This is a genomic window from Ruegeria sp. AF1 (assembly GCF_056542125.1).
Genome location: NZ_JBQFZG010000001.1, coordinates 633,605 through 654,994 on the forward strand (window position 1 = coordinate 633,605; position 21,390 = coordinate 654,994).

Genomic DNA, 21,390 nt, shown 5'->3' on the forward strand with positions numbered 1-21,390 from the left:
AAAAATATCCCGGAGCGCGAGGCAGAGCCTCGCTAATCCGATCTCCGACTTGCCGCTGGGCCCGTTCTGAGCGATAGGTTGCCACAAGGTTTCGGAGGATCGCGCATGAAAATCGCCACGTTCAACATCAATGGCATCAAGGCACGAACCGAGGCGCTGCCCCGCTGGCTGGACGACGCCCAACCCGACGTTGTTCTTCTTCAGGAAATCAAATCCGTCGACGAGAACTTCCCCCGCGAGATGTTTGAAGATCGCGGGTACAACGTGGAAACACATGGGCAAAAAAGCTTTAATGGTGTCGCGATCCTGTCGAAGCTTCCGCTGGAGGATGTATCTCGCGGCCTTCCCGGAGATGACAATGATGAACAGGCGCGCTGGATCGAGGCCACCGTCGTAGGCAAAAAGGCCCTGCGGCTCTGTGGGCTGTATCTGCCCAACGGGAATCCGGCACCCGGACCGAAATACGATTACAAGCTGGCCTGGATGGAACGGCTTTACGACCGCGCCCAGGCCCTGATGAAATCAGAGGAGCCTGCCCTGATGGCCGGAGACTATAACATCATCCCACAGGCCGAGGATGCCAAACGCCCCGATGCCTGGCGGGAAGACGCGTTGTTCCGCCCGGAAAGCCGGGCCGCCTTTCGAAAGATCCTGAACCTTGGCTTTACCGAGGCCTTTCGCGCCACAACGCAGGGCCCCGATCACTATTCTTTCTGGGATTATCAGGCTGGCGCGTGGAACCGGAATGACGGAATTCGAATTGATCATTTCCTGCTGACGCCACAAGCGGCCGACCTCATGCGGGATTGCCAGATTGATGCGGCTGTTCGGGGGCACGAAAAGCCATCCGATCACGTTCCCGTCTGGATTGACCTGGATCTTTGAGGCCCTAGGCGGCCGTGACGTCGTGACTGTAGATCCATTCATAGCGTTGTGACAACCGGGCACCGACGACCCTCAGCACACATTGCGCAGCCATACGGGCTGGACCGCGCAGATGAAAGTTCCGCGCATTTGACCCGGCCGCCGCGACAACGCGCTGCGCCCTTGGTTTGCGGGTTGTTTCATAGGCCGCCAGTGCGTTGGTGATACCCGATCGTTCGTCAAACGCACGCGCCAGAACCCAAGCGTCCTCGAGCGCCAGACATGCCCCTTGTGCCATGAATGGCAACGTCGGATGGGCCGCGTCCCCCACCAGAGCCAACCTACCATTCTGCCAGTTTTGCGCGACAGGCCGCAGAAACAATGCCCACAGATGCACATCCGAGACTTTCGACAGAATGTCGCGTACGGGGTCGCCGAAATCGGCGAAGCGCTTGCGCAATTCTTCAGGGTCGCCCATCTGACGCCATCCTTCTTCCCGCCAGTCCGAACGTTCTTCGACCGCGACAATGTTCATCATGCTTTCGTCACGCAACGGATAGGTTACCACATGCCGCCCAGGCCCCATCGTCAGGGATGCGGAAACCGGGTCGCGACCGGGCTGCCAGGGGATGGCGGCGCGCCACGCCACCTGATGCGTGAACTCCGGCACCTCTGCCCCGTTCAGAGCCGGGCGGAGCATGCTGCGGCCGCCATCGGCCGCAATGGCGCACTCGGCGCGAATTCGCTCGCCTGACGCCAAGATCACCTCGGCCTCGTTGGGATGCTTTTGCACATGCGAAACTCTGGCACCCAATCGGATATTCACGCCTGCGTCACAAGCCGCATCATGAAGAAGGTTCAGAAGGTCGGCACGGTGGTAGTAATAAGTCGGACCAGCTGCAGGGCCCGGCAGGTGACTGACCACGCGCCCTTTTCGGTAATCGCGCAAGACAGTTCCATGGGACTTCTGCCCGACAGAAAGACCTGTGACGCCAAGTGCATGAAGAACGCGCATCCCGTTCTCGCTGATCTGCAAACCAGCGCCGACTTCGGTCAGGGCCGGGGCTTGCTCCAGAAGCGTGACATGCGCCCCACGGTGTTTCAGTGCCAGAGCCGAGGCCAGGCCGCCGATTCCACCGCCAATGACACAGAATTTCAATTCATCCATCTTCATGGCATCCGCATAGCGCAAAAACGCCGGAGCCACAGGCCCCGGCGTTTGGATTTCTTACACATACCCGGCGATTAATCGTCGCGGTGGACCTTTTCGCGACGCTCATGGCGCTCTTGTGCTTCAAGTGTCATGGTTGCAATCGGTCGTGCGTCCAGACGCTTCAGCGAGATCGGATCGCCCGTCATTTCGCAATACCCGTATTCGCCATCATCAATCCGGCGCAGGGCCGAGTCGATCTTTGCGACCAGTTTTCGCTGACGATCACGGGTCCGCAGCTCCAGCGCACGGTCAGTTTCTTCACTGGCGCGATCCGCGACGTCCGGAATGTTACGGGTGTTGTCTTGCAGCCCTTCGATGGTGTCGCGGCTACCAGCCAGTAACTCTGTCTTCCAATCCAGCAGCTTGCGGCGAAAATACTCAAGCTGACGATCATTCATGAAAGGCTCATCTTCGGCCGGACGGTAATCTTCCGGCAGAAAAACTTCCTGCTTCATATTTGCTCCCTCGGTATGGCCAGTAACGTCGTTCGAGGCTGTTTCAGCTGACATTTGGCTCTCCCTTCTGCGCAGCGTTTAGCCGACGGGCGGTGGAATGTCACTACACAAACGTTGCGCAACAGTGCACCCCCGCGGATTTGTCTAACTATGAGACAAACATCAACAAAACCTTGTATTTCTATGAAATTTGACAGGCTTTTTTGGGGCGAGAGTTACAACGTCCGGGAATGGTCTACATCGGAATCAAGCAAAAGGGCTTGGAGTTGCAGCACAATTCCCGCCGGGCGACGCAGGGACGCGGGTTGTAAAAAACCTTGCCGCTCTGTAACCCGGAAACCACAACCTGCCCGTCCAACGCAATATACGCACGAGAGGCCCATGACCGCACGTTTCCAAGGTACAGCCGAATATGTCGCCACCGACGATCTGACCATTGCCGTGAACGCCGCTGTCACGCTTGAGCGCCCCCTGTTGGTGAAGGGCGAACCCGGTACCGGCAAGACCGAGTTGGCCAGACAGGTGGCCGGTGCGCTGGGGCTGAAAATGATCGAGTGGAATGTGAAATCCACCACCCGCGCGCAGCAGGGTCTTTACGAATATGATGCCGTCAGCCGCCTGCGTGACAGCCAACTAGGCGAAGAGCGTGTCCATGATGTGTCGAACTATATCCGCAAGGGCAAGCTGTGGCAGGCCTTCGACGCCGACGAAAAGGTTGTTCTGCTGATCGATGAAATCGACAAGGCGGATATCGAGTTCCCCAATGACCTGTTGCAGGAGCTCGATAAGATGGAGTTCCACGTCTACGAAACGGGCGAGACGATCCGGGCCAAGCACCGCCCTATCGTCATCATAACCTCGAACAACGAAAAAGAGCTGCCAGACGCTTTCCTGCGCCGCTGTTTTTTCCACTATATACGCTTTCCGGATGAGGCGACGATGCGCCGGATCGTTGATGTGCATCATCCCAGCATCAAGGACGCACTTCTGACCGCCGCGCTGACGCAATTCTATGAGATCCGAGAGACGCAAGGGCTCAAGAAAAAGCCCTCGACCTCGGAGGTGCTGGACTGGCTGAAGCTGTTGCTGGCCGAAGACCTGACGGCCGAAGACCTCAGGCGTGACGGGGCCAGCGCGCTGCCGAAGCTGCATGGCGCTTTGCTGAAAAATGAACAGGATGTGCATCTGTTCGAACGTCTTGCTTTCATGGCACGTGGCAAACGCTAGCCTGCGTGTGAACAATCAGTGATCACGGCTTGCCATTGCGTATCCCGGGTGTCAGCATCGAAATACCTGACGCAACCGCGTTTCAAAGCAGCAGTATTGGGGTCATCACTTGGCGAACGCTCTGACAATCCGGACCCTGCGGGCCGAGGACAAAGATCCGTGGGCCGAAATGTGGCGGGATTATCTGGCGTTTTATGAAACTACCCTGCCTGAAAACGTGTATGAAACGACCTTTTCCAGATTGTTGGGCGACGACCCACAGGATTTTTCCTGTTTTGTTGCGGAACAGGATGGCGTTTTGGTCGGGCTGACGCATTACCTGTTTCATCGCCACGCTTGGAAAGTGGAAAAGGTCTGTTACCTGCAAGACCTGTTCGCCCGACCTGAAACCCGAGGAACGGGCGTCGGTCGCGCCTTGATTCAGGCGGTTTATGAAGAGGCGGATCGCCAGGGCGCCCCATCCGTTTACTGGCTGACGCAAGAGTTCAACCACACGGCACGCCACCTTTATGATCGCATCGGCACCCTGACACCGTTCATCAAGTACGCCCGCCCATGATGCGTTTGGGCGCCCTTTTTCTGGCGCTGGTTATCGCTGGCTGCACGTCTGTCGAGACAATCGAACTCGGGAACGATGTATCATATGTCGAAGTGGCGTTGCCACCAGCCAAGTCTTTTGCGGCACCGCGTCCCTCGCCACCGGCACGGTCCAACACGAACATCGCGGCGGATTTCCTGTCCCTGCATTTCGAACTGGAAAGCGGGGCCGCCCTGCCCGTTTTCACCCGGTTCGAGATGCCGATCACCGTTCGCCTGACCGGATCGCCGACACAAAGTATGCAGCAGGATTTGACCCGCCTGCTGAACCGCCTGAAGCGCGAGGCGGGTATCAACATCCGACAAATCAACGACGGTCAGGCCAATATCACGATCGAAGCGGTCAGTCAGAAGGAAATTCTGCAAATTCTGCCAAACGCGGCCTGTTTCGTGGTGCCAAACGCGTCCAGCCTGGCTGAGTATCAGCGCGACCGCCGCAAGACCAAAAGCAGTTGGGTTGAGCTGCGCCAGCGCGAACGATTGGGGATATTCATCCCCTACGATGTCAGCCCGCAGGAAATGCGCGATTGTCTGCACGAAGAACTGGCGCAAGCCCTTGGTCCGCTGAACGACCTCTATCACCTGCCGGATTCCGTGTTCAACGACGACAATATTCATACGGTTTTGACCGGGTTCGACATGCTGATTCTGCGCGCGGCCTATGCGCCCGAACTGCACACCGGTATGACACGGGATCAGGTCGCCGCCGTCATCCCCGATGTTCTCAGCCGCCTGAATCCACGCGGTGACCGATTAGCCGCGCAACGGCCAACGGATACCCCCCGAGAGTGGATCAACGCGATCCAGAAATCACTGGGACCAGGGCCGGGTTCCCCCCGGCAGATACGCGCCGCGCAAAAGGCAGCCCGCATCGGGCAGCAATTGGGATGGACGGATCACCGCCGCGCCTATCCCCACTACCTGATGGGTCGGATGGAGCAGTTTCGTGACCCGGCGGAAGCCCAGCGGCAGTTCAAGATCGCGCAACAGTTTCTTCGCGCAACGCCCGGAACCGAGGTTCATCAGGCTTATGTCTCAACGCAAACCGCAGCCTTTGCGCTTGCGCAGGATCGCGGGCCAGAGGTCCTGCCCGAACTGGATCAGGCCATCGACGTGATGACCCGCGCGGAAAACGCTTCGCTTCTGGCAACCTTGCTGCTGTTGAAATCCGAGGCCTTGAAACAGGCCGGTCAATTACAAAAGGCACGTGCCGTCAGACTGGACAGCCTTGGATGGGCGCGATACGGGTTCGGTTCTGATTTGGTGGCTCAATCTCTGGCTCAAAACAGTGGCCGACGCCCCGCTGACAGCACGAAAGACGGATGAAACGCATATGTTGCTAGTACTGGGAATGGCGATACTGGGTGCAATCCTGGGTGCTTTGACCGCAAAAAAACGCAATGGAAACGGCGCTGACATGGCACAGTATGCCGCCGGATATGGGATCGCTTTTGCGCTTGTGGGGCTGGTGATCTCGCTGGTTCTGCTTCGCATGGTGGCATGACGCAATGTTCCTGCCCTTTTTCAAAAACCTCCGCAAAGCGGGCATCCCGGTATCACTCCGGGAGTATCTGACTTTTCTGGAAGGCATGAAAAAGGGTCTGGTCACCTATGATGTCGAAGCGTTTTATTACCTTGCCCGGGTGTCGATGGTGAAGGACGAGCGCAATATAGACAAATTCGACCGCGCCTTTGCCGCCAGCTTTGAGGGCTTGGGCGAGATCAGTTTCGATCAGGTGTTGGAAGCTGTCGATATCCCTGCCGATTGGCTCGCCAAGATGGCCGAGAAACACCTGTCGGAGGAGGAAAAAGCCGAGATCGAAGCGCTTGGCGGGTTCGACAAGCTGATGGAAACACTGCGCGAACGGCTCAAGGAACAACAGGGCCGTCATCAGGGCGGCAACAAGTGGATCGGCACCGCAGGAACCTCTCCGTTCGGGGCCTATGGGTACAACCCCGAAGGCGTCCGTATCGGTCAGAAAGAAAGCCGTCACCAGCGTGCGGTCAAGGTCTGGGACAAACGGGAATTCAGGAACCTCGACGATACGGTTGAACTGGGCACCCGCAACATCAAGGTCGCCCTGAAACGCCTGCGCCGCTGGGCGCGGGAGGGAGCAGCCGAAGAGCTGGATCTGGACGGCACCATCCGCGCCACGGCCGAGCATGGCTATCTGGATGTCAAAACCCGGCCCGAGCGCCACAACGCCGTCAAAGTACTGTTGTTTCTGGATGTCGGCGGCTCGATGGACCCGCATATCAAGGTGGTTGAAGAGCTGTTTTCCGCTGCAAGAACCGAGTTCAAGCATCTGGAATATTACTACTTTCACAATTGCCTGTATGAAGGGGTCTGGCGGGACAACCGCCGCCGCTGGAACCAACAGACCCCGACCCACGAAGTGCTGCGCACCTATGGGTCCGACTACAAGTGCATCTTTGTCGGCGACGCTTCGATGAGCCCCTATGAGATCGCCTATCCCGGCGGTGCCAATGAACATTGGAATCAGGAAGCTGGTCAGGTCTGGCTGCAACGCGCGCGCGAACAGTGGGCGTCAAACCTGTGGATCAACCCGGTGCCCGAGAAATACTGGGAATATACCCATTCCATCAGCATGATCCGCGACATCTTTGAAGATCGCATGGTGCCCATGACACTGGCTGGTCTTGAAAAGGGAATGCGCGAGCTGACGCGGTAGAGACTGATGGCAGGTTTGAGGCCATAGCGACCAATTTTCCAACTTACGAGCGTCCAGTCTTCGAACATCTTTGTTTTTTGCACCTAATCCGGCACACCAGCCTTTTTCAAACTCGCCAACCAGATTTTTCGGTTTTCTGGATGATTTTTCGATCCTGCGAACTGTCTCTTCATCGCCGAAATTGAAAGTTTCGGATTAATGCGCATAGCCGCCTCCACGGCCTCATGAGCTTCTTCCGGTCGATCCATTTCGGCAAGGTTTGCGGCGCGCAGTAGATGATGAAACAGACGCCAGGTGTTGCTTGTCGCGACAGTGCCCAGCTGCCTTGCAGTATCCAGCGCCTCTTCGTGGCGTCCAAGATGAAACAGGATATGCCCTTTATAAAAGTACATGTTCTGCAGCATCGGATCGCGCGGACTCAGTTTGATGGCCATTTCAATCTCCGGCAACGCACGGTCCTGCATACGAAACCAATCGAAAGTATGCGCCAGTTCCAAACGGATACGAGCGTCATTGGGATTGAGAGCGACCGCGCGTTCGAGGTTTGCGATGGCAGGATCCGCCTCGCCGGTAAACCGGTAAATATATCCCAATGCCGCGTGGGCCTGCGCTTCCTGACCGTCGAGTTCTATAGCTCGCGTAGCGGCTTCGGTAGCGGATATGAGCGTGTTCTGCGGGGTGTCTGCCCATTGGAAGAAGAAAGTCGTCCCAAGGGCACGAGCCAACAGGCTGTAGGCTGCGGCAAAACCAGGATCAGCCGCAATCGCTTCCCGCGCGTAGCTTGCGGCTTCCTCTTGTGCCTCCTTGGTAAACTCGGATTGACGCACCCGACCGCGAAGGTACAGATCCCACGCTCCCATGTCCTGGGTTGGCTTTCCCTGTGAGCGCGTCGCGTCCGACAGGTATATTTCCGGCAACAATTGCCCGGCGATTGCTTGGCTAATCTCGTCCTGAACCGCAAAGATACCCGTTGTTTGCCGTTCGAAACTCTCTGCCCAAATAGTTTCGCTGGCATCCACATCAATAAGTTCTCCGCTAACCCGCACCCGATCGCCAGCGCGTCGGACGCTGCCCCGGACGATGTAATCGACCCCCAGTTCGCGGGCGATTTCGATCGGGCTCGCCTCGCCACGCGCATAAGAAAACATCGTCGCGCTGGAAACGACGAACAAGTCACGGTTGCGTGACAGGTGAGTGGTCAGATCGTCTGTAAGACCATCGACAAAGTACTGCCCCGCGTTATCACCGCCCAGATTATCAAAACGAACAACAGCCAATGACGGGGTTTCGGTATCTGGCAATCCTTGCCGTTCAAAGGAGACAGAAAAAAAGACAATGGCAAGAGCACACGCCGAAACAATGCTCGCAGCAAGAGCAAGCCGTTTTGAAGGCCTGCCAGATTGCTGTTCCGAAGGCTCGTTTTGAACGACCGGCGCAACGAACTGAAACCCGCGCTTGGGAAGCGTCTTGATGTACTCCGAACTCGCCGCGCTATCGCCCAGTGCTTTTCGTACAGAGCGGATTCGCGTGTTCAGAGCTGCGTCCGTTATGGCCTTTCCGGCCCAGACTTCATCAACTATTTCATCCTTGGTGACGATTCGACTGCGGTTTCTAATCAGTAATTCAAGCAGTTGAAGTGCCTGAGGCTCCAATGCCACCGGATGTCCGCTGCGGCTCAAACCTTTTGCCGGGTCAAGTTCAAAATCCAAAAACCTGTACATAGTTCAACTTACATCCGGCTGTGTTTGTCGCTCAACGGATTTTGCCAATTGTCATCTAAATGTCAGGAAATATCAGCTTTCGATCAAGTGCCGCGGCCGGAATCCTTCTAACTTCCGTATGGCGGGAAATCATCCCGATACGTTTCCCCCATCATGAAAGGAGAAGGAACATGCCACGGTTGAGAACACTGCTCATGGCGGCCGCAATAACCTGTGCCGGCGGCTCGGTCTTCGCGCAAACTGACCTTGAAGCGGCATTGGCCAATGGCGGCAAAAAGCTGAATGCAGAACAGATAGCCGAGTTACTGATCGGAAACAGGGTCACAGCCAGTTCCGGAGAGAAGACGTTCCGTTTCTATTACGACCCGAACAATATCGTCAGTGGCGAATTAACCAACGGCGGTTGGACGGGTACGGGAGCATTTGCGATCACTGATACGGATCAGGTTTGTGTTTCCATGGTAGCAGATGAAGGCCGCTATCGTTGTCTGACGGTCGTTCGCGACGGTGACGTGGTTCAGAAATTCGACGTCAATGGAAAGAAGACTTTCGTCTTACTGGAAGTTGAGCCGTCTACAGGTCTTTGATTGCTACATCGCATCCTATAGATCAACAAAGCTGCCGCAGGATCGCAGAATTCTGGCGGTAGCTTTGTCCCAAAAGCGGCCCCTGAATTTTTCGTTTGCCCTAAAAGCCCAGTGCTACCATATCTAACCCATGCTTCGCCTGACCCCGATCCTGCTGGCCATTGCCTATGGAATTGTGATGTACCGGATTTCCGTCTGGCGCACCCATCGGGAACTGGATGCGAAATCGACGGAACTTGCCGATCCAGCGCTGAAACGCATGACCGACCGGCTGGCGGCGGCGCTCGGGATCGAACGGGTGCCGGTCTATATCTACGAGATCGACCCGGTGAACGGGCTGGCCGCGCCGGACGGGCGGATATTCATCACGCGAGGATTTTACCGCAAGTTTCACAACGGAGAGGTTTCTGCTGAGGAAATGGCCAGTGTAATCGCGCATGAGTTGGGGCACGTGGCGCTGGGTCACGCACGGCGGCGGATGATCGATTTTTCAGGGCAGAATGCGATGCGAACGGCGCTGATCATGGTTCTGAACAGGTTCATCCCCTTTGTCGGGGCGATGATTGCCAATGCGTTGACCGCACTGATCGCCTCGCGCCTGTCGCGGCAGGACGAGTATGAGGCGGATGAATACGCAGCCGCTTTGCTGACAAAAGCCGGGATTGGAATCGGACCACAGAAATCACTGTTTCACAAGCTGGAAGAGTTGACACAGCAGCGCGCCGGGGTGGTCCCGGCCTGGCTGATGAGCCATCCCAAGACAGATGAACGTGTTGCGGCGTTGGAAAAGCTTGAACAGCGTTGGGCACGCGGGTGATGCCTGTGCTGCGAGAGGCCAGCCTCTCGCGCTCTCCGGGATATTTTTGGCCAGATGAAGCTGGATCCCGCTCAGATGGCGAGCGCTTTGCCCAATCGCGGAAGCCGGGCTTTTTTCATGAGCGCGCGGAGAGTCCATTGTTCGCCTGAGAGGCGATCGGCTTCGGCAAGGACCTGTGTGGCAAGTGTGCTCATGCCTTCTGGGTTTGACTGCCAGAAGCTGTACAACAGGCTGTCGGGATCTTTCCGGTCAAGCCCTTCATAAGTCAGGATATTTCTGGGAAAATCCTTGGCATTTACCGTGACAATCAGATCAGCGGAAGCCGCGATTGCTGTGGCCAGCACGTGGATATCTGCGGCGTCCGGCAGCCACAGACGGTTTTGAAGACCCTCGTTCGCTGGACGTTCGGCATCCGGCCAGGCACCTTGCACCAGCGCGATTTCAGCACGCGCCTGCGCCTCCCCCGTCGGGCCCAGCTTGCGGGCGGCGCGGGCCCATTCTTCGAGGATGCGGGCGGACCAGATCGGGGTGAAGTGTCCCAATCGCGCGGCGCCCAATAGCATCTCGCGCATGACCGTGGGATAGAGGACGCAAGTGTCGAGAACAGCCTTCATAGGCAGTAAAACACCGCCTTGAGGTAGCCGCTTTCCGCCAGTTGCGGCAGTTGCGGGTGATCCGGCCCGGCAAATCCGGTGTGGATCAGTTGCGCCTGTCGACCCGCCCGGCCGATCCCGCGGGAGGAGGCGTCGCGGAACCGCCCCAGATCGGCGGCATGAGAACACGAGCACAGCCCCAGATAGCCGCCGGGTTTGACCAGAGGTGCGGCAAGCCGTGCGATACGCTCATAAGCGCGCAACCCCGCGTCCAGCGCTTGTTTTGAGGGGGCAAAGGCAGGTGGGTCACAGATAACCACGTCAAACGCCGCACCCTCGTCCCCCAATTGGGTCAGAACATCGAACGCGTCGCCCTGCCGTGTCTGGAACCTGTCGGCAAGGCCCGATGCCGCAGCGCCTTTGGTGGCCAGTTCCAGCGCGGCAGCAGACCCATCGACGGACAGGGCTTGTCCGGCACCTGCGGCCAGCATTGCCAGACCAAAGCCGCCGACATGGCTGAACACGTCCAGCACCTGCGCTCCGGGATGTACCAGCCGTGCGGCAAAGGCATGGTTGGGGCGTTGATCGTAAAACAGGCCGGTTTTCTGACCTCCGGTCAGGTCGGCCATATACGTGGCACCATTCATCGGCACAGGCAGGGGTGCGTCGGGTGCGGTGCCGTGCAAAGTCTGGTTCTCATCGTCCAGCCCTTCCAGCCCGCGCGTACGGCCCGAGGCGTTTTTCAGCACCGTCGTCACGCCTACGACCTTGATCAGCGCGTCGGTGAGCGTATCCAGATGCACCTCGGCCCAGGCCGCGTTGGGCTGGATGACACAGCTATCGCCAAACCTGTCGATGATCACACCGGGAAAGCCATCGGCCTCGGCGTGGACCAGACGATAGAAAGGCGCATCAAACAGACGTTCACGCAGTGCAACGGCGCGGCTGAGGCGGGTTTCGAACCAAATATTGTCCAACTGCGCGTTGGTGTCGCGATCCAGCACCCTGCACATGATTTTTGAGTCAGGATTGACGGCCACCAGCGCAAGCGCTGCACGGTTGTCATCCTCGAGAATCGCCAGAGCGCCTGTGGGGATCTTGCGCGTACGGCGGTCGGTGACGATGTCATTTGCATAGACCCAAGGGAAACCATGGCGCAGGCCGCGCGCGTTGGCTTTGGGTTTCAGGCGGATACGGGGGCGGTCGGCAGTTTGGGTCATGGCGCCCTCTTAGTCGCGAATATGCCGATGGAAAAGCCCTAGCGGTTCCGAGAGCGCCAGCCACCGCGCCGTTTCGGGGTTTGGGCCGCCTGAAGGCCCTCGGACAGAACCTGAGTCATGGGATGATCCGGGCTGTGCGGCGCGTATGCCGCGTGCAATTCGGTCAGCGCCGAGTTCTGGTCACGCTCTTCGGGCAGGCTGAGCGCCCAGTCGAGAAATATGCTGCGGCATTCCGGCAAGGTGATGCCTTCGATGCGATAGGCTTCCTGGATCAGACCTTTGTGGTCATTGGGATCAGTGCTGCGTGCCATCTTCGCCCTCTTGGATCACGCTGCCGATCAGGTCGGCTGCGGTTGTGTAACTCTTCTGCAATGCCCGTTGCAGTGCATCGACCTCTTCAAACCCGGTGGCGCGGCACAGGAAATCCACACCTCCTTCACCGATCTGTTCCGCCTCGATGACCTTGCCCGAAAGAAGCCGGGCCGCACATTGCACCGACCAGCATAGGCTGTAGCAGTCTTTCAGGGATTGCGCCTGCGCGACATCCAGCAACCCGGCAGCGACGGCACCATCGAGGCCCGAGGACACGTCGCGTGCCGTAGTCCCTGCCAGCAAGGCACCGGTTTCGGCCATCAGTTCGATATCCATCAGGCGGCCGGGCCCGTTTTTGGCATCCCAGATCCCGGCGGGTGCCTTGGCTGCGGCCAGACGCGTTCGCATCTCGGCGACTTCGCGCAAAACCTTGTCCCGCTCGCGTGGTCGCGACAGAAACCCGACGCGGAACGCTTCGATATCATTTGCCAAACCGGCATCACCCGCAACGACATGAGCACGGGTCAGGGCCAGATGTTCCCACACCCAGGCCTCATTCTGCTGATAATTGGTAAAGCTGGCCCAACTGGTGGCAACCGGCCCCTGATTGCCGGACGGGCGCAGGCGCATGTCGACCTCATACAGCCGCCCCTGTGACATCGGTGCCGAAAGTGCCGTGATCAGCGCCTGCGTGAACCGCGCGTAGTAAGTGCGCGTGGCCAGAGGACGCGGACCATCGGACATGTCCTGATCCTGCGGGTCATAGATCACAATCATGTCCAGATCGGATTGCGAATTGATCCGTCCTGCGCCCAGCGACCCCATGCCCAACACCGCCGCTCCGCGCCCCGGTGCGGGCCCGTGTTTGCGGGCGAAATTTTCGGCAACATATGGCAGGATGGCGGCAATCACCGATTGTGCAAGCTCTGCATATTGCCGGCCTGCCTGTGCCCCGTCGATCAGACCGCGCAAGTGGTGGACACCGACCCGGAAATGCCATTCCTTACACCAGCGCCGCGCAAGGTCGAGCCGGGTTTCATAGTCAGGCTCTTCCGCCAGCGCACGGGCCAGTTCGATTTGCAAAGCCTTCTGCCCCGGCCAATCGGCAAAGAAACTGCCGCCGATCACCGCATCGAAAACCAAGGCATTGTGCGACAGATGCGAGGCCAGAGCATGAGACGTGCCAACGATATCGACCAGTAGGTCAATCAGTTGCGGATTGGCCTCGAACAATGAAAACAGCTGCACCCCGGCAGGAAGGCCTGACAGAAACCCGTCCAGCGCCATCAACGCCTCGTCCGGTTTGGCGGTCTTGGCAAGACGCGACAGCAGCTCGGGCCGCAACCGTTCGAATATCCGCGACCCGCGCTGGGACCTTAAGGCCGGATAGGTCGTCCACCGGGCCAGAACACTCTGGTCAAACTCCACATCCTGCGCCGCCACAGGTGCAGGACCGGGCCCGGGCGCAAAAAAACCTTCGGTCAGTTCGTGTACTTCCGTCAGGCGGTTTTTCAGGTCCTGTTTCAGTTCGTCGCTGCCGATCCCCATCAGACAGGCGATGCGTTCGATGCCTTCCGGTGATTTCGGCACCTTATGCGTCTGTGCATCATGAACCATCTGAATGCGGTGTTCGACTTCGCGATGCGCCCGATAATGATCGGTCAGTTTGTCCGCGACATCCTGCGGCACCCAGCCTTTTGACGCCAACGCCGCCAACCCCGGGACCGTTCCGCGCACCCGTAAATCCGGATCGCGGCCACCTGCGATCAACTGACGGGTCTGGGTGAAGAACTCGATCTCGCGAATACCGCCCTGCCCCAGCTTCATGTCGTGGCCGGGGATCGACAAGGCCCCGCCCGTACCCTTGTTTTCGCGAATTCGAAGACGCATATCATGCGCGTCCTGAATGGCGGCAAAATCCAGATGGCGACGCCAGACAAAAGGGCGCAATGTGTCCAGAAACCGCTGCCCCGCGGCCAAGTCTCCGGCGCAGGGGCGGGCCTTAATATATGCTGCGCGCTCCCACGTGCGGCCAAGGCTTTCGTAGTACCGTTCAGCGGCCTCCATCGCCATGCAGACCGGTGTTACGGCGGGATCAGGTCTCAGCCTCAGATCTGTACGGAAAACATAGCCATCGGCAGTCTTGTCGCTAAGCGTCGCGCAGAAGTTCCGCGTTGCCCGCACCATACCCTGCCGGGCCTCGTAGAAGTCGTCGGGGTCAAACCGTGTCTCATCAAACAGCACAATCAGATCGATATCCGAGCTGTAGTTCAGCTCATGCGCGCCCATCTTGCCCATGGCCAGAATGACCATCCCGGCGGCAGTTTCGATATCGTCCTCGGTCATACCCGGCAGTTTGTTGCGCCGGATCAACGTCGCAATCTCGGCCTTGGCCGCAACATCTGCGGCCAGTGCCCCGTAATCGGTCAGTGCCGCGGTGACTTTCTCAAGCGGCCAGGCACCTGCGATGTCGGCAAGCGCGGTCAACAGCGCCACACGCCGCTTGGCCTGCCGCAAGCCGGATTTCAGCTGATCCGGCGGCAGCTCACGCGCATCCGCCATGACTTCAGTCAGCGCCTGGTCCGGGCGCACTAAGGCATCAGGCAACCATTCCCTTTCATGCTCTATCAGGCCTTTAAGATATGGGCTGGACCCGGCCGCTCCCGCCACCAGCTCTCCCATCTCCTGCGACAGATCAGGTATCAGAGCGCGGGCTTCATCGCCCAGGGACGGATCAAACGCACGCGGAAGGCGGGTAATGGCAAGAGCGTCAGTCATGCGCGCACCCTGCGCATTGCGGGACGTAATCGTCAATGGGGCATTCTGATCAGGTTTCCTGAACCGGCGTGTCCTGACTGAAGCTGTTGACCCAAACGTCGTTTCTTCGTTCCCACAAAGATGAAATCAGCATCGCCTCGCGCCGATCTGCACCCGGGCGCAGGTAATCGGCACGGTAGGACAGCAAGACGATATCCGGGGTCAGAACGCGTAACCGAGCGTCACTCAGATCAAACTCGGCCATCGTTGGCGCATCTGCAAATTGCCCGACGTGATCGTCCCGATTGGCAAATCCTGTGGGATAAACGCCCAGAAAATCCGCGCTCAGCAAGGCGCGGTCGGCGCTTGCATCACCTTCAACCAGCGCCACCCAGACCTGCGTTTCCAGTTCAAGAATGTCCTTTAGTGCAGGGGCAGCTTTGTTGTCCGTCTTATCCATACCCGGACCCTGCGAGCCAGATCCTGAAACGTCAACCGGATTGCATAATGTAAATCTTTTTCACATTACCCCTTGCACCCGTCCAAACGGTACCCCATCTATGCAATGTGAATAGAGTTTACATCAACCCTGGAGAGCTCAAATGACCGCATTGTCCGACCCCGCCGTCCCCGCGAATCCGGGATGGCTTTACCGAACCGAAGCTTGGCTGGATGACAAAGGCAAAGGGGCCTGGATCGCCGCCATGGTTCTTGGTTTCATCTTCTTCTGGCCCGTTGGCCTTGCCCTGCTGGCCTATATGATCTGGAGCAAACGCATGTTCAGCAAATCCTGCAACCGCCGCAAATCCTGGCACAGCCACATGAGTGCAATGAAGCCCTCAGGCAACAGCGCCTTTGACGCCTACAAAGCAGATACCCTGGCCCGCCTGGAACGCGAACAACAGGATTTCGAAGCCTTCTTGCGCCGCCTGCGTGACGCCAAGGACAAAGCCGAATTCGATCAATTCATGGATGAACGCGCCCGCGAAAGCCATGACGAAGACGGCAAGGGCGAGCCCGCCTGATTGACCTTGCCCTGCCCCGGTGTTTCGGGACAGGGTACCCCTACCCCAGTTTTTCGGACCTATCGAATGAACCATCTGCCCGACCCGGACACCCAACCTGATTTCTATCGTTCGGTGACAACCAAACGCTTCGTTGCCTGGCTGTTCGATATCGCCTTCATTTCGCTGCTTTGCACGGTGGCAATCCTTTTAACCGCCTTTCTGGGTCTGTTTTTTCTGGCCCTGATCTACGCGGTTGTTAGCTTCGTCTACCGGGTAGTGACAATCGCCAACGGCTCAGCCACGCTGGGAATGCGCTTTATGGGGATCGAGCTGCGCGATGCGTTCGGAGAACGAATGGATCTGGGCAAGGCGCTTGCCCACACAGCTGGTTATTTCGTCAGCATGGCCTTTCCCGTGGTCCAGATCATCTCGGTCATCATGATGATGACCAGCGCCCGTGGCCAGGGTCTGACCGACAGTTTTCTGGGCACCGTCATGATCAATCAACGGGCCTGACGCAAGGTTGCGTGAAACACTTGGCGGTCTCGGGAACGGTTGCTATCATCCCTCCCGAGGCTGGATGGGGATTTCATGCGACATACGCTGCCAATTGCGCCACAATTCTATGTCACGGCACCGCAGCCCTGCCCTTATCTTGGCGGCAGGATGGAACGTAAACTGTTCACCGCCCTGCAAGGCGAAGGGGCTGAACAGCTGAACAATTCCCTGTCTCAACAAGGATTTCGCCGGTCTCAGAATGTACTCTACCGGCCTTCGTGCACGGATTGCGCAGCCTGCCTGTCGGCCCGGATCGATGTTTCAGCCTTCCGTCCGACCAAAAGCCAGAAACGCACGGCAAAGCGGAACGGGTATCTGGAACGCCGCGCAACCTCGCCATGGGCCACGGATGAGCAATACGAGCTGTTTCGCCGCTATCTTGACACCCGTCACGCCGATGGTGGCATGGCTGACATGGACGTTTTCGAATTCGCCGCGATGATCGAGGAAACACCGATCCGCAGCCGCGTTGTGGAATATGCCGATCCTGAAACGGGCGAGTTGATCGCCGTCAGCCTGACCGATGTGCTCGATGACGGGCTAAGCATGGTCTATTCCTTCTACGACCCGGAACAGCCGCAGAACTCACTCGGCACCTACATGATCCTCGACCATATCGACATCGCACGTGAGGCGGGCCTGCCCTATATCTATCTGGGGTACTGGGTCCCCGGCAGTCCCAAGATGGGCTACAAAGCCAAGTTTTCTGGGCTTGAGGCGTATATTCAGGGGGGGTGGCAAAAGATCAGTGATCCGGATGCTTATTCCGGCACATCGCATCACCCCTTGTCGGCGCCGCCAATCGCCGAACAGGTCGCCAATATCCAGCTCCCTGACCGGCATCCGACCAAAGGCTGACCGCGCGATGAAACAAAGCCTGCATGCCGTCACCCTTGTTGTGCCGGATTGCGACGACGCCATCTTGTTTTATACAAAGACACTCAGCTTCCAACTCATCAAGGACATCGACCTCGGCCATGGCAAGCGCTGGGTTCTCATCGCGCCTCCAGGTTCGGACAGCGGATGCCTTCTATTGGCAAAGGCTGACGGACCTGAACAAACCGCCGCCATAGGCAACCAGACCGGCGGGCGCGTTGGGTTCTTCCTGCAAACCGATGACTTTTATCGTGACCACGCAGATATGCGCGCTGGGGATGTCCTCTTCGAAGAAGACCCACGCCACGAACCCTATGGCATCGTCGCTGTCTGGCGTGATCCCTTCGGCAATCGCTGGGACCTGATCCAGTTCACCTGATCCGCATCTTAATCTGGCTATAAATATCCCGGGGATGAATTGGCCGCAGGCCAAGAAGGGGCTGGCCCCTTGCCCGAAACAAACAGAAAAGGGGGCCAATCGGCCCCCTTTGCAATATTCTCTTCCGGATCGGATCAGTTTGGCATCAGGTCCGGAACGATCGTGACAATCGTCGGGAAGAACCACAAGATCGCGATCCCCATAACCTGGATCAGAACAAACGGAACGATCCCGCGATAGATATGACCAGTTGTGACCTCTTTCGGCGCAACCCCCCGAAGGTAGAACAACGCAAACCCGAAAGGTGGCGTCAGGAACGACGTCTGAAGGTTCACCGCCACCATGATCGTGACCCATTTCGGATCGAACGAGCCGCCATAGATCACCGGGCCCACGATGGGGATCACGATGTAGATGATCTCGAGGAAATCCAGCACGAACCCCAGAATGAACAGCACCAGCATCACGATCAGGAAAACCGTGAACTCGTTGTCAAAGCTCTTCAGGAATTGCTGGATATAATGCTCCCCTCCGAATGAAATCACCACGAGGTTCAGCAACTGCGATCCGATGAGGATGGTGAACACCATCGAGGTCACTTTGGCTGTCTCACGCACCACCGGGGTCAAAACACCGCTGGAATAGAGCACCCAGCATCCGTACAGCAGCCCGAACAGGGCGTAAAGGTAGGCCGCATAAGCAATGATGAAGGCGATCCAGGTTTCCACCGTCACACTGCCTTGATTGATACGCAGGTCAAAGTTGACCCCCATCAGCAGTGCAATGACAACGGCGAAGGTCGACCAGATGACCACTTTGCCCGAACGGCCCTGATCCTGCAGCTTGCGATAGGCGGCCAGCATGATCGCGCCACCCGCGCCCAGCGCAGCCGCCGGTGTCGGATTGGTGACACCTCCCAGGATCGAGCCCAGCACCGCGATGATCAGAACAAGCGGCGGGAAGACCACGCGGATCAGATCGTTTGTGGCACAGCGGGCCGCAGCCTCTTTGCAACCATACATGGCCAGCGCGAACGGCAGGGCGAGCAGCACGAAAGTCACGCCAGAGGATGTGGTAGGCGATATTATCAGGATATCGACCAACGCCATCAGCAGCAGCCCGATTGCGCCAAGTATCAGCGGTTGCGGTGACCGCGACGGTGCGATCCCTCGGCCCAGAACCAGGGTCAGACCCAGCAGGACGAGGGTAACCGCCACTCCGGTGCCGATCGGTGCCGCATCGGCAATCCTTTTTTGCTGTTCAGCAGCCAGTTCCTCTTCTGTCAGGCGATGCGCTTGGGTTGTGCCGCCCGCGGCATCAATGGCTTCCTGCTCGAAAACCGCCTGATCCCATGCAGCCTGCCCATGCAGGTCGATCATTGACGCCTTGCATTCTTCCGATACGTTGGTCCGCAGCGACGCACCCTCGCCGATATCCGAGAAGGCCGAGACCGAGATGTTCTGGCTTCCGATCACACCGACATTGCCCAAAAGGACCGCGCCGACGATCAGGGCTACAGGCGCACCCAGCAACCATGTCAGGCCTTCTGACCGCGTAATGGGTTCCCCGGAACCACCGGACACAGCCACAGCGGGCGCTTTGTGTGGATTCAGCAATGCATAACCAAAGGCATAGAGCGCATAGAGCAGCGCCAGCATGATCCCTGGCAACAGCGCAGCCTGGAACAATGTCCCGACCGAGACAACCGCAGGCTCACCCAGATAGGTCAGCGCGTCGGTGCAACCGGCCTCAACAGCCCTGGTTTCCTGGGCTGTCGAATACAGATCTCCTGCCAATGTGCCCAGTAGGACGATCACGATCGACGGCGGAATGATCTGCCCCAAGGTGCCCGATGCCGCGATCACACCGGTCGCCAGTTCCGGTGAATAGTTGTTGCGCAACATGGTTGGAAGCGCCAGCAGGCCCATCGTCACAACGGTCGCGCCAACGATACCGGTCGAAGCCGCCAGAAACGCCCCCACAACCACAATTGACACGGCCAGACCACCCGGAAGCGGGCCAAAAACACGTGCCATCGTCGTCAGCAGATCATTGGCAATCTTCGAACGTTCCAGCGTGATGCCCATCAGAACAAACATGAGCACGGCCAGAAGGGTCTCGATGGATTGTCCGGCCAGTACGCGCTCGTTCATGCGGTTCACGATGAACGAAACGTTGCGGTCCAGCGCGGTTTCCCAGCCCGAGGCAAAAACCGGTTCGGCGAGCCTTGGCAAATCCGGGTATCGGAACACCGATATGGTGTCCGGCTTGATCCCGGAATTCACAAGGTCCCGATAACTTTGCGATCCAACATCAATCGCCTGGTGGATCAGCAACCCCGCACTGTCCAGCGCGGCGATGATGCCAAAGGATATGATCCCCGCCCCGCCGATGGCAAAAGCCACCGGAAAGCCGGAAAGAATGCCCCCGAAAAGGCAAAAGAATACGATAATGAGGCCTATCTCGACGCCATCAAGTCCGAATAGCATTGTCTTTGTCTCCGCCCTTAATGCGCGCCTTCATAGGCTTCTTCGCCCTCACCAAGGCTGTCCTTGTCGAGGTATTTTCCGATGCTGTCCGGCCCTTCCACGTATTCCAGATACGACCGGTACAAAAACGCGATGGCGTGCAGGAACACCATGGCCGCAAACGCCACCAGAAGGATCTTGAACAGGAAGTAGGCATTGAACCCGTTGGGGCTGAACCCGATGGTTTCCACGTTCCAGCGCAAGGCACGGGACTTGGCTACCAGACGGTCCAGCGCGTCACTGGCCGAAGGGTTCGGCACGATCAGGTGACGCCACAGGAAGAACCAGCCGTACATCCAGGTCAGCACCGCCATTGGCATCATGAACAGTAACGCACCGCACATATCGACCACGCGCTTGGCGCGGTGGCTGATACCGGCATAGATCAGATCAACGCGCACATGCCCGCCCTGCACAAATGTGTATGTACAGCACAGACAGACGACCATGGCGTTATACAGTTTCAGCTCTTCCGCGAACCAGCTGATATCCATCTGGAACGGTATTCCCAGACCGAAGGACATATCGGGACGGGTAAAGACCCGTTGCATGAATACGATGACAATCTGCTGGATTACCATCAGCAGACCCGCCCAGGCAAAGAACCGCCCGGTGGTGTTTGCAAACCCTTCCAGGCCACGCACGATGGCCCACATGAAGTTTCTGTAATACAACCCGACGGCTGTCAGAACCAGAAAGAAGGTGAACACCACAAAGAAGAATTCGACCGAACCGCCGTAATAGACAAAGCGCATGATCGACGCCTTGTCAGACCAGTCCAGCCAGAGCTGCGGATGCGTGATCGCATATCCGAAATTATAGAAGGCTTCGGCAATGTTCTGAATGAACCAAACCAGTCCATTCCACAGGGCGCCGAAGAACGAGATACCGTTTTCGTCCTGCATGTTGTCCCCAGGTCGTCTCAGTTGCGCGCAGGCCTATTGTGGCTTGCCCAAGTCCTTTCGCGCAACGGGAAAGGTTTCCCC

At 58.0% G+C, this 21,390-nt stretch carries 22 protein-coding genes; 12 read left to right on the forward strand and 10 right to left on the reverse strand.

The window, feature by feature from the left end; all coding sequences use genetic code 11:
• Window positions 1-105 precede the first annotated feature (105 nt).
• A complete protein-coding gene (gene xth / locus ACR0BK_RS03120) occupies window positions 106-885 on the forward strand; it encodes an exodeoxyribonuclease III (protein ID WP_480473261.1) in 780 nt (259 codons plus the stop codon).
• Window positions 886-889: 4 nt separating this feature from the next.
• Here xth and ACR0BK_RS03125 read toward each other — a convergent pair whose 3' ends face one another.
• Window positions 890-2,032, reverse strand: coding sequence for an FAD-dependent monooxygenase (locus tag ACR0BK_RS03125; RefSeq protein ID WP_480553737.1), 1,143 nt, complete (start codon window positions 2,030-2,032; stop codon window positions 890-892).
• 77 nt (window positions 2,033-2,109) lie between these two features.
• The gene (dksA, locus tag ACR0BK_RS03130; protein ID WP_209504868.1) at window positions 2,110-2,532 is read right to left on the reverse strand and encodes an RNA polymerase-binding protein DksA; all 423 of its coding nucleotides are present in this window, start codon (window positions 2,530-2,532) and stop codon (window positions 2,110-2,112) included.
• Window positions 2,533-2,913: 381 nt separating this feature from the next.
• Here dksA and ACR0BK_RS03135 point away from each other — a divergent pair, with 381 nt between their 5' ends.
• The 5 genes from ACR0BK_RS03135 (at window position 2,914) to ACR0BK_RS03155 (ending at window position 7,049) form a co-directional block, all read left to right on the forward strand.
• Window positions 2,914-3,759 (forward strand): AAA family ATPase, encoded by an 846-nt coding sequence (locus ACR0BK_RS03135; RefSeq protein ID WP_480553738.1) that lies wholly within the window; start codon window positions 2,914-2,916, stop codon window positions 3,757-3,759.
• Between the two features lie 109 nt (window positions 3,760-3,868).
• Complete coding sequence (locus tag ACR0BK_RS03140) at window positions 3,869-4,318, forward strand: N-acetyltransferase family protein (RefSeq protein WP_480553739.1); 450 nt, start codon at window positions 3,869-3,871, stop codon at window positions 4,316-4,318.
• Window positions 4,315-5,682, forward strand: a complete 1,368-nt coding sequence (locus ACR0BK_RS03145; protein WP_480553740.1) for a DUF2927 domain-containing protein — start codon at window positions 4,315-4,317, stop codon at window positions 5,680-5,682. Before ACR0BK_RS03140 ends, ACR0BK_RS03145 begins: the two co-directional genes overlap by 4 nt.
• Before the next feature lie 7 nt (window positions 5,683-5,689).
• A complete protein-coding gene (locus ACR0BK_RS03150; protein WP_209503658.1) occupies window positions 5,690-5,860 on the forward strand; it encodes a hypothetical protein in 171 nt (56 codons plus the stop codon).
• A 4-nt stretch (window positions 5,861-5,864) separates the two neighbouring features.
• Window positions 5,865-7,049 carry a vWA domain-containing protein gene (locus tag ACR0BK_RS03155; protein WP_480517381.1) on the forward strand — a complete coding sequence of 395 codons (1,185 nt, stop codon included), beginning with the start codon at window positions 5,865-5,867 and terminating at the stop codon, window positions 7,047-7,049.
• Window positions 7,050-7,132: 83 nt separating this feature from the next.
• On the opposite strand, the gene ACR0BK_RS03160 is transcribed toward ACR0BK_RS03155, so the two are convergent.
• Complete coding sequence (locus tag ACR0BK_RS03160; protein ID WP_480553741.1) at window positions 7,133-8,758, reverse strand: winged helix-turn-helix domain-containing tetratricopeptide repeat protein; 1,626 nt, start codon at window positions 8,756-8,758, stop codon at window positions 7,133-7,135.
• A 182-nt stretch (window positions 8,759-8,940) separates the two neighbouring features.
• On the opposite strand from ACR0BK_RS03160, the gene ACR0BK_RS03165 reads away from it, so the two are divergent.
• Window positions 8,941-9,357: a hypothetical protein gene (locus tag ACR0BK_RS03165; protein WP_480553742.1), complete on the forward strand. Its 417-nt coding sequence runs from the start codon at window positions 8,941-8,943 to the stop codon at window positions 9,355-9,357.
• A gap of 130 nt (window positions 9,358-9,487) precedes the next feature.
• Complete coding sequence (locus ACR0BK_RS03170; RefSeq protein ID WP_480473277.1) at window positions 9,488-10,174, forward strand: M48 family metallopeptidase; 687 nt, start codon at window positions 9,488-9,490, stop codon at window positions 10,172-10,174.
• Window positions 10,175-10,245: 71 nt separating this feature from the next.
• On the opposite strand, the gene ACR0BK_RS03175 is transcribed toward ACR0BK_RS03170, so the two are convergent.
• Genes ACR0BK_RS03175 through ACR0BK_RS03195 form a run of 5 tightly spaced genes read right to left on the reverse strand, consistent with a single transcriptional unit; the run spans window position 10,246 to window position 15,516 of the window.
• Window positions 10,246-10,788: an RSP_2648 family PIN domain-containing protein gene (locus ACR0BK_RS03175; RefSeq protein WP_480553743.1), complete on the reverse strand. Its 543-nt coding sequence runs from the start codon at window positions 10,786-10,788 to the stop codon at window positions 10,246-10,248.
• The gene (locus ACR0BK_RS03180; RefSeq protein WP_480553744.1) at window positions 10,785-11,987 is read right to left on the reverse strand and encodes an RSP_2647 family RNA methyltransferase; all 1,203 of its coding nucleotides are present in this window, start codon (window positions 11,985-11,987) and stop codon (window positions 10,785-10,787) included. The genes ACR0BK_RS03175 and ACR0BK_RS03180 overlap by 4 nt, the downstream gene beginning before the upstream one ends.
• A 38-nt stretch (window positions 11,988-12,025) precedes the next feature.
• Window positions 12,026-12,298 (reverse strand): hypothetical protein, encoded by a 273-nt coding sequence (locus ACR0BK_RS03185; RefSeq protein WP_267363859.1) that lies wholly within the window; start codon window positions 12,296-12,298, stop codon window positions 12,026-12,028.
• Complete coding sequence (locus ACR0BK_RS03190; RefSeq protein WP_480553745.1) at window positions 12,282-15,077, reverse strand: [protein-PII] uridylyltransferase family protein; 2,796 nt, start codon at window positions 15,075-15,077, stop codon at window positions 12,282-12,284. The genes ACR0BK_RS03185 and ACR0BK_RS03190 overlap by 17 nt, the downstream gene beginning before the upstream one ends.
• 49 nt (window positions 15,078-15,126) lie before the next feature.
• On the reverse strand, window positions 15,127-15,516 hold the full coding sequence (locus ACR0BK_RS03195) for a DUF4440 domain-containing protein (RefSeq protein ID WP_480553746.1): 390 nt from the start codon (window positions 15,514-15,516) through the stop codon (window positions 15,127-15,129).
• Window positions 15,517-15,658: 142 nt separating this feature from the next.
• Between ACR0BK_RS03195 and ACR0BK_RS03200 the strand changes: the two genes are divergently transcribed.
• The 4 genes from ACR0BK_RS03200 (at window position 15,659) to ACR0BK_RS03215 (ending at window position 17,876) form a co-directional block, all read left to right on the forward strand.
• Window positions 15,659-16,081, forward strand: coding sequence for a DUF2852 domain-containing protein (locus ACR0BK_RS03200; RefSeq protein WP_480473289.1), 423 nt, complete (start codon window positions 15,659-15,661; stop codon window positions 16,079-16,081).
• 66 nt (window positions 16,082-16,147) lie between these two features.
• Complete coding sequence (locus ACR0BK_RS03205; protein WP_480473291.1) at window positions 16,148-16,579, forward strand: RDD family protein; 432 nt, start codon at window positions 16,148-16,150, stop codon at window positions 16,577-16,579.
• A 75-nt stretch (window positions 16,580-16,654) separates the two neighbouring features.
• Window positions 16,655-17,479 (forward strand): arginyltransferase, encoded by an 825-nt coding sequence (locus ACR0BK_RS03210; RefSeq protein WP_480493009.1) that lies wholly within the window; start codon window positions 16,655-16,657, stop codon window positions 17,477-17,479.
• A gap of 7 nt (window positions 17,480-17,486) precedes the next feature.
• Window positions 17,487-17,876, forward strand: coding sequence for a VOC family protein (locus tag ACR0BK_RS03215; protein WP_480553747.1), 390 nt, complete (start codon window positions 17,487-17,489; stop codon window positions 17,874-17,876).
• A 134-nt stretch (window positions 17,877-18,010) separates the two neighbouring features.
• Here ACR0BK_RS03215 and ACR0BK_RS03220 read toward each other — a convergent pair whose 3' ends face one another.
• A complete protein-coding gene (locus ACR0BK_RS03220; RefSeq protein ID WP_480553748.1) occupies window positions 18,011-20,365 on the reverse strand; it encodes a TRAP transporter large permease in 2,355 nt (784 codons plus the stop codon).
• A 17-nt stretch (window positions 20,366-20,382) separates the two neighbouring features.
• Window positions 20,383-21,309: a TRAP transporter small permease subunit gene (locus ACR0BK_RS03225; RefSeq protein WP_480553749.1), complete on the reverse strand. Its 927-nt coding sequence runs from the start codon at window positions 21,307-21,309 to the stop codon at window positions 20,383-20,385.
• Window positions 21,310-21,390: the final 81 nt, after the last annotated feature.

Coding starts and splice junctions, on each gene's coding strand:
- ACR0BK_RS03185 (WP_267363859.1), bottom strand. CDS start 12,298: ATGGCACGCAGCACTGATCCCAATGACCACAAAGGTCTGATCCAGGAA.
- ACR0BK_RS03180 (WP_480553744.1), bottom strand. CDS start 11,987: ATGACCCAAACTGCCGACCGCCCCCGTATCCGCCTGAAACCCAAAGCC.
- dksA (WP_209504868.1), bottom strand. CDS start 2,532: ATGAAGCAGGAAGTTTTTCTGCCGGAAGATTACCGTCCGGCCGAAGAT.
- ACR0BK_RS03205 (WP_480473291.1), top strand. CDS start 16,148: ATGAACCATCTGCCCGACCCGGACACCCAACCTGATTTCTATCGTTCG.
- ACR0BK_RS03125 (WP_480553737.1), bottom strand. CDS start 2,032: ATGGATGAATTGAAATTCTGTGTCATTGGCGGTGGAATCGGCGGCCTG.
- ACR0BK_RS03190 (WP_480553745.1), bottom strand. CDS start 15,077: ATGACTGACGCTCTTGCCATTACCCGCCTTCCGCGTGCGTTTGATCCG.
- ACR0BK_RS03210 (WP_480493009.1), top strand. CDS start 16,655: ATGCGACATACGCTGCCAATTGCGCCACAATTCTATGTCACGGCACCG.
- ACR0BK_RS03220 (WP_480553748.1), bottom strand. CDS start 20,365: ATGCTATTCGGACTTGATGGCGTCGAGATAGGCCTCATTATCGTATTC.
- ACR0BK_RS03225 (WP_480553749.1), bottom strand. CDS start 21,309: ATGCAGGACGAAAACGGTATCTCGTTCTTCGGCGCCCTGTGGAATGGA.
- ACR0BK_RS03145 (WP_480553740.1), top strand. CDS start 4,315: ATGATGCGTTTGGGCGCCCTTTTTCTGGCGCTGGTTATCGCTGGCTGC.
- ACR0BK_RS03150 (WP_209503658.1), top strand. CDS start 5,690: ATGTTGCTAGTACTGGGAATGGCGATACTGGGTGCAATCCTGGGTGCT.
- ACR0BK_RS03155 (WP_480517381.1), top strand. CDS start 5,865: ATGTTCCTGCCCTTTTTCAAAAACCTCCGCAAAGCGGGCATCCCGGTA.
- ACR0BK_RS03135 (WP_480553738.1), top strand. CDS start 2,914: ATGACCGCACGTTTCCAAGGTACAGCCGAATATGTCGCCACCGACGAT.
- ACR0BK_RS03200 (WP_480473289.1), top strand. CDS start 15,659: ATGACCGCATTGTCCGACCCCGCCGTCCCCGCGAATCCGGGATGGCTT.
- ACR0BK_RS03215 (WP_480553747.1), top strand. CDS start 17,487: ATGAAACAAAGCCTGCATGCCGTCACCCTTGTTGTGCCGGATTGCGAC.
- ACR0BK_RS03195 (WP_480553746.1), bottom strand. CDS start 15,516: ATGGATAAGACGGACAACAAAGCTGCCCCTGCACTAAAGGACATTCTT.
- ACR0BK_RS03170 (WP_480473277.1), top strand. CDS start 9,488: ATGCTTCGCCTGACCCCGATCCTGCTGGCCATTGCCTATGGAATTGTG.
- ACR0BK_RS03175 (WP_480553743.1), bottom strand. CDS start 10,788: ATGAAGGCTGTTCTCGACACTTGCGTCCTCTATCCCACGGTCATGCGC.
- ACR0BK_RS03165 (WP_480553742.1), top strand. CDS start 8,941: ATGCCACGGTTGAGAACACTGCTCATGGCGGCCGCAATAACCTGTGCC.
- xth (WP_480473261.1), top strand. CDS start 106: ATGAAAATCGCCACGTTCAACATCAATGGCATCAAGGCACGAACCGAG.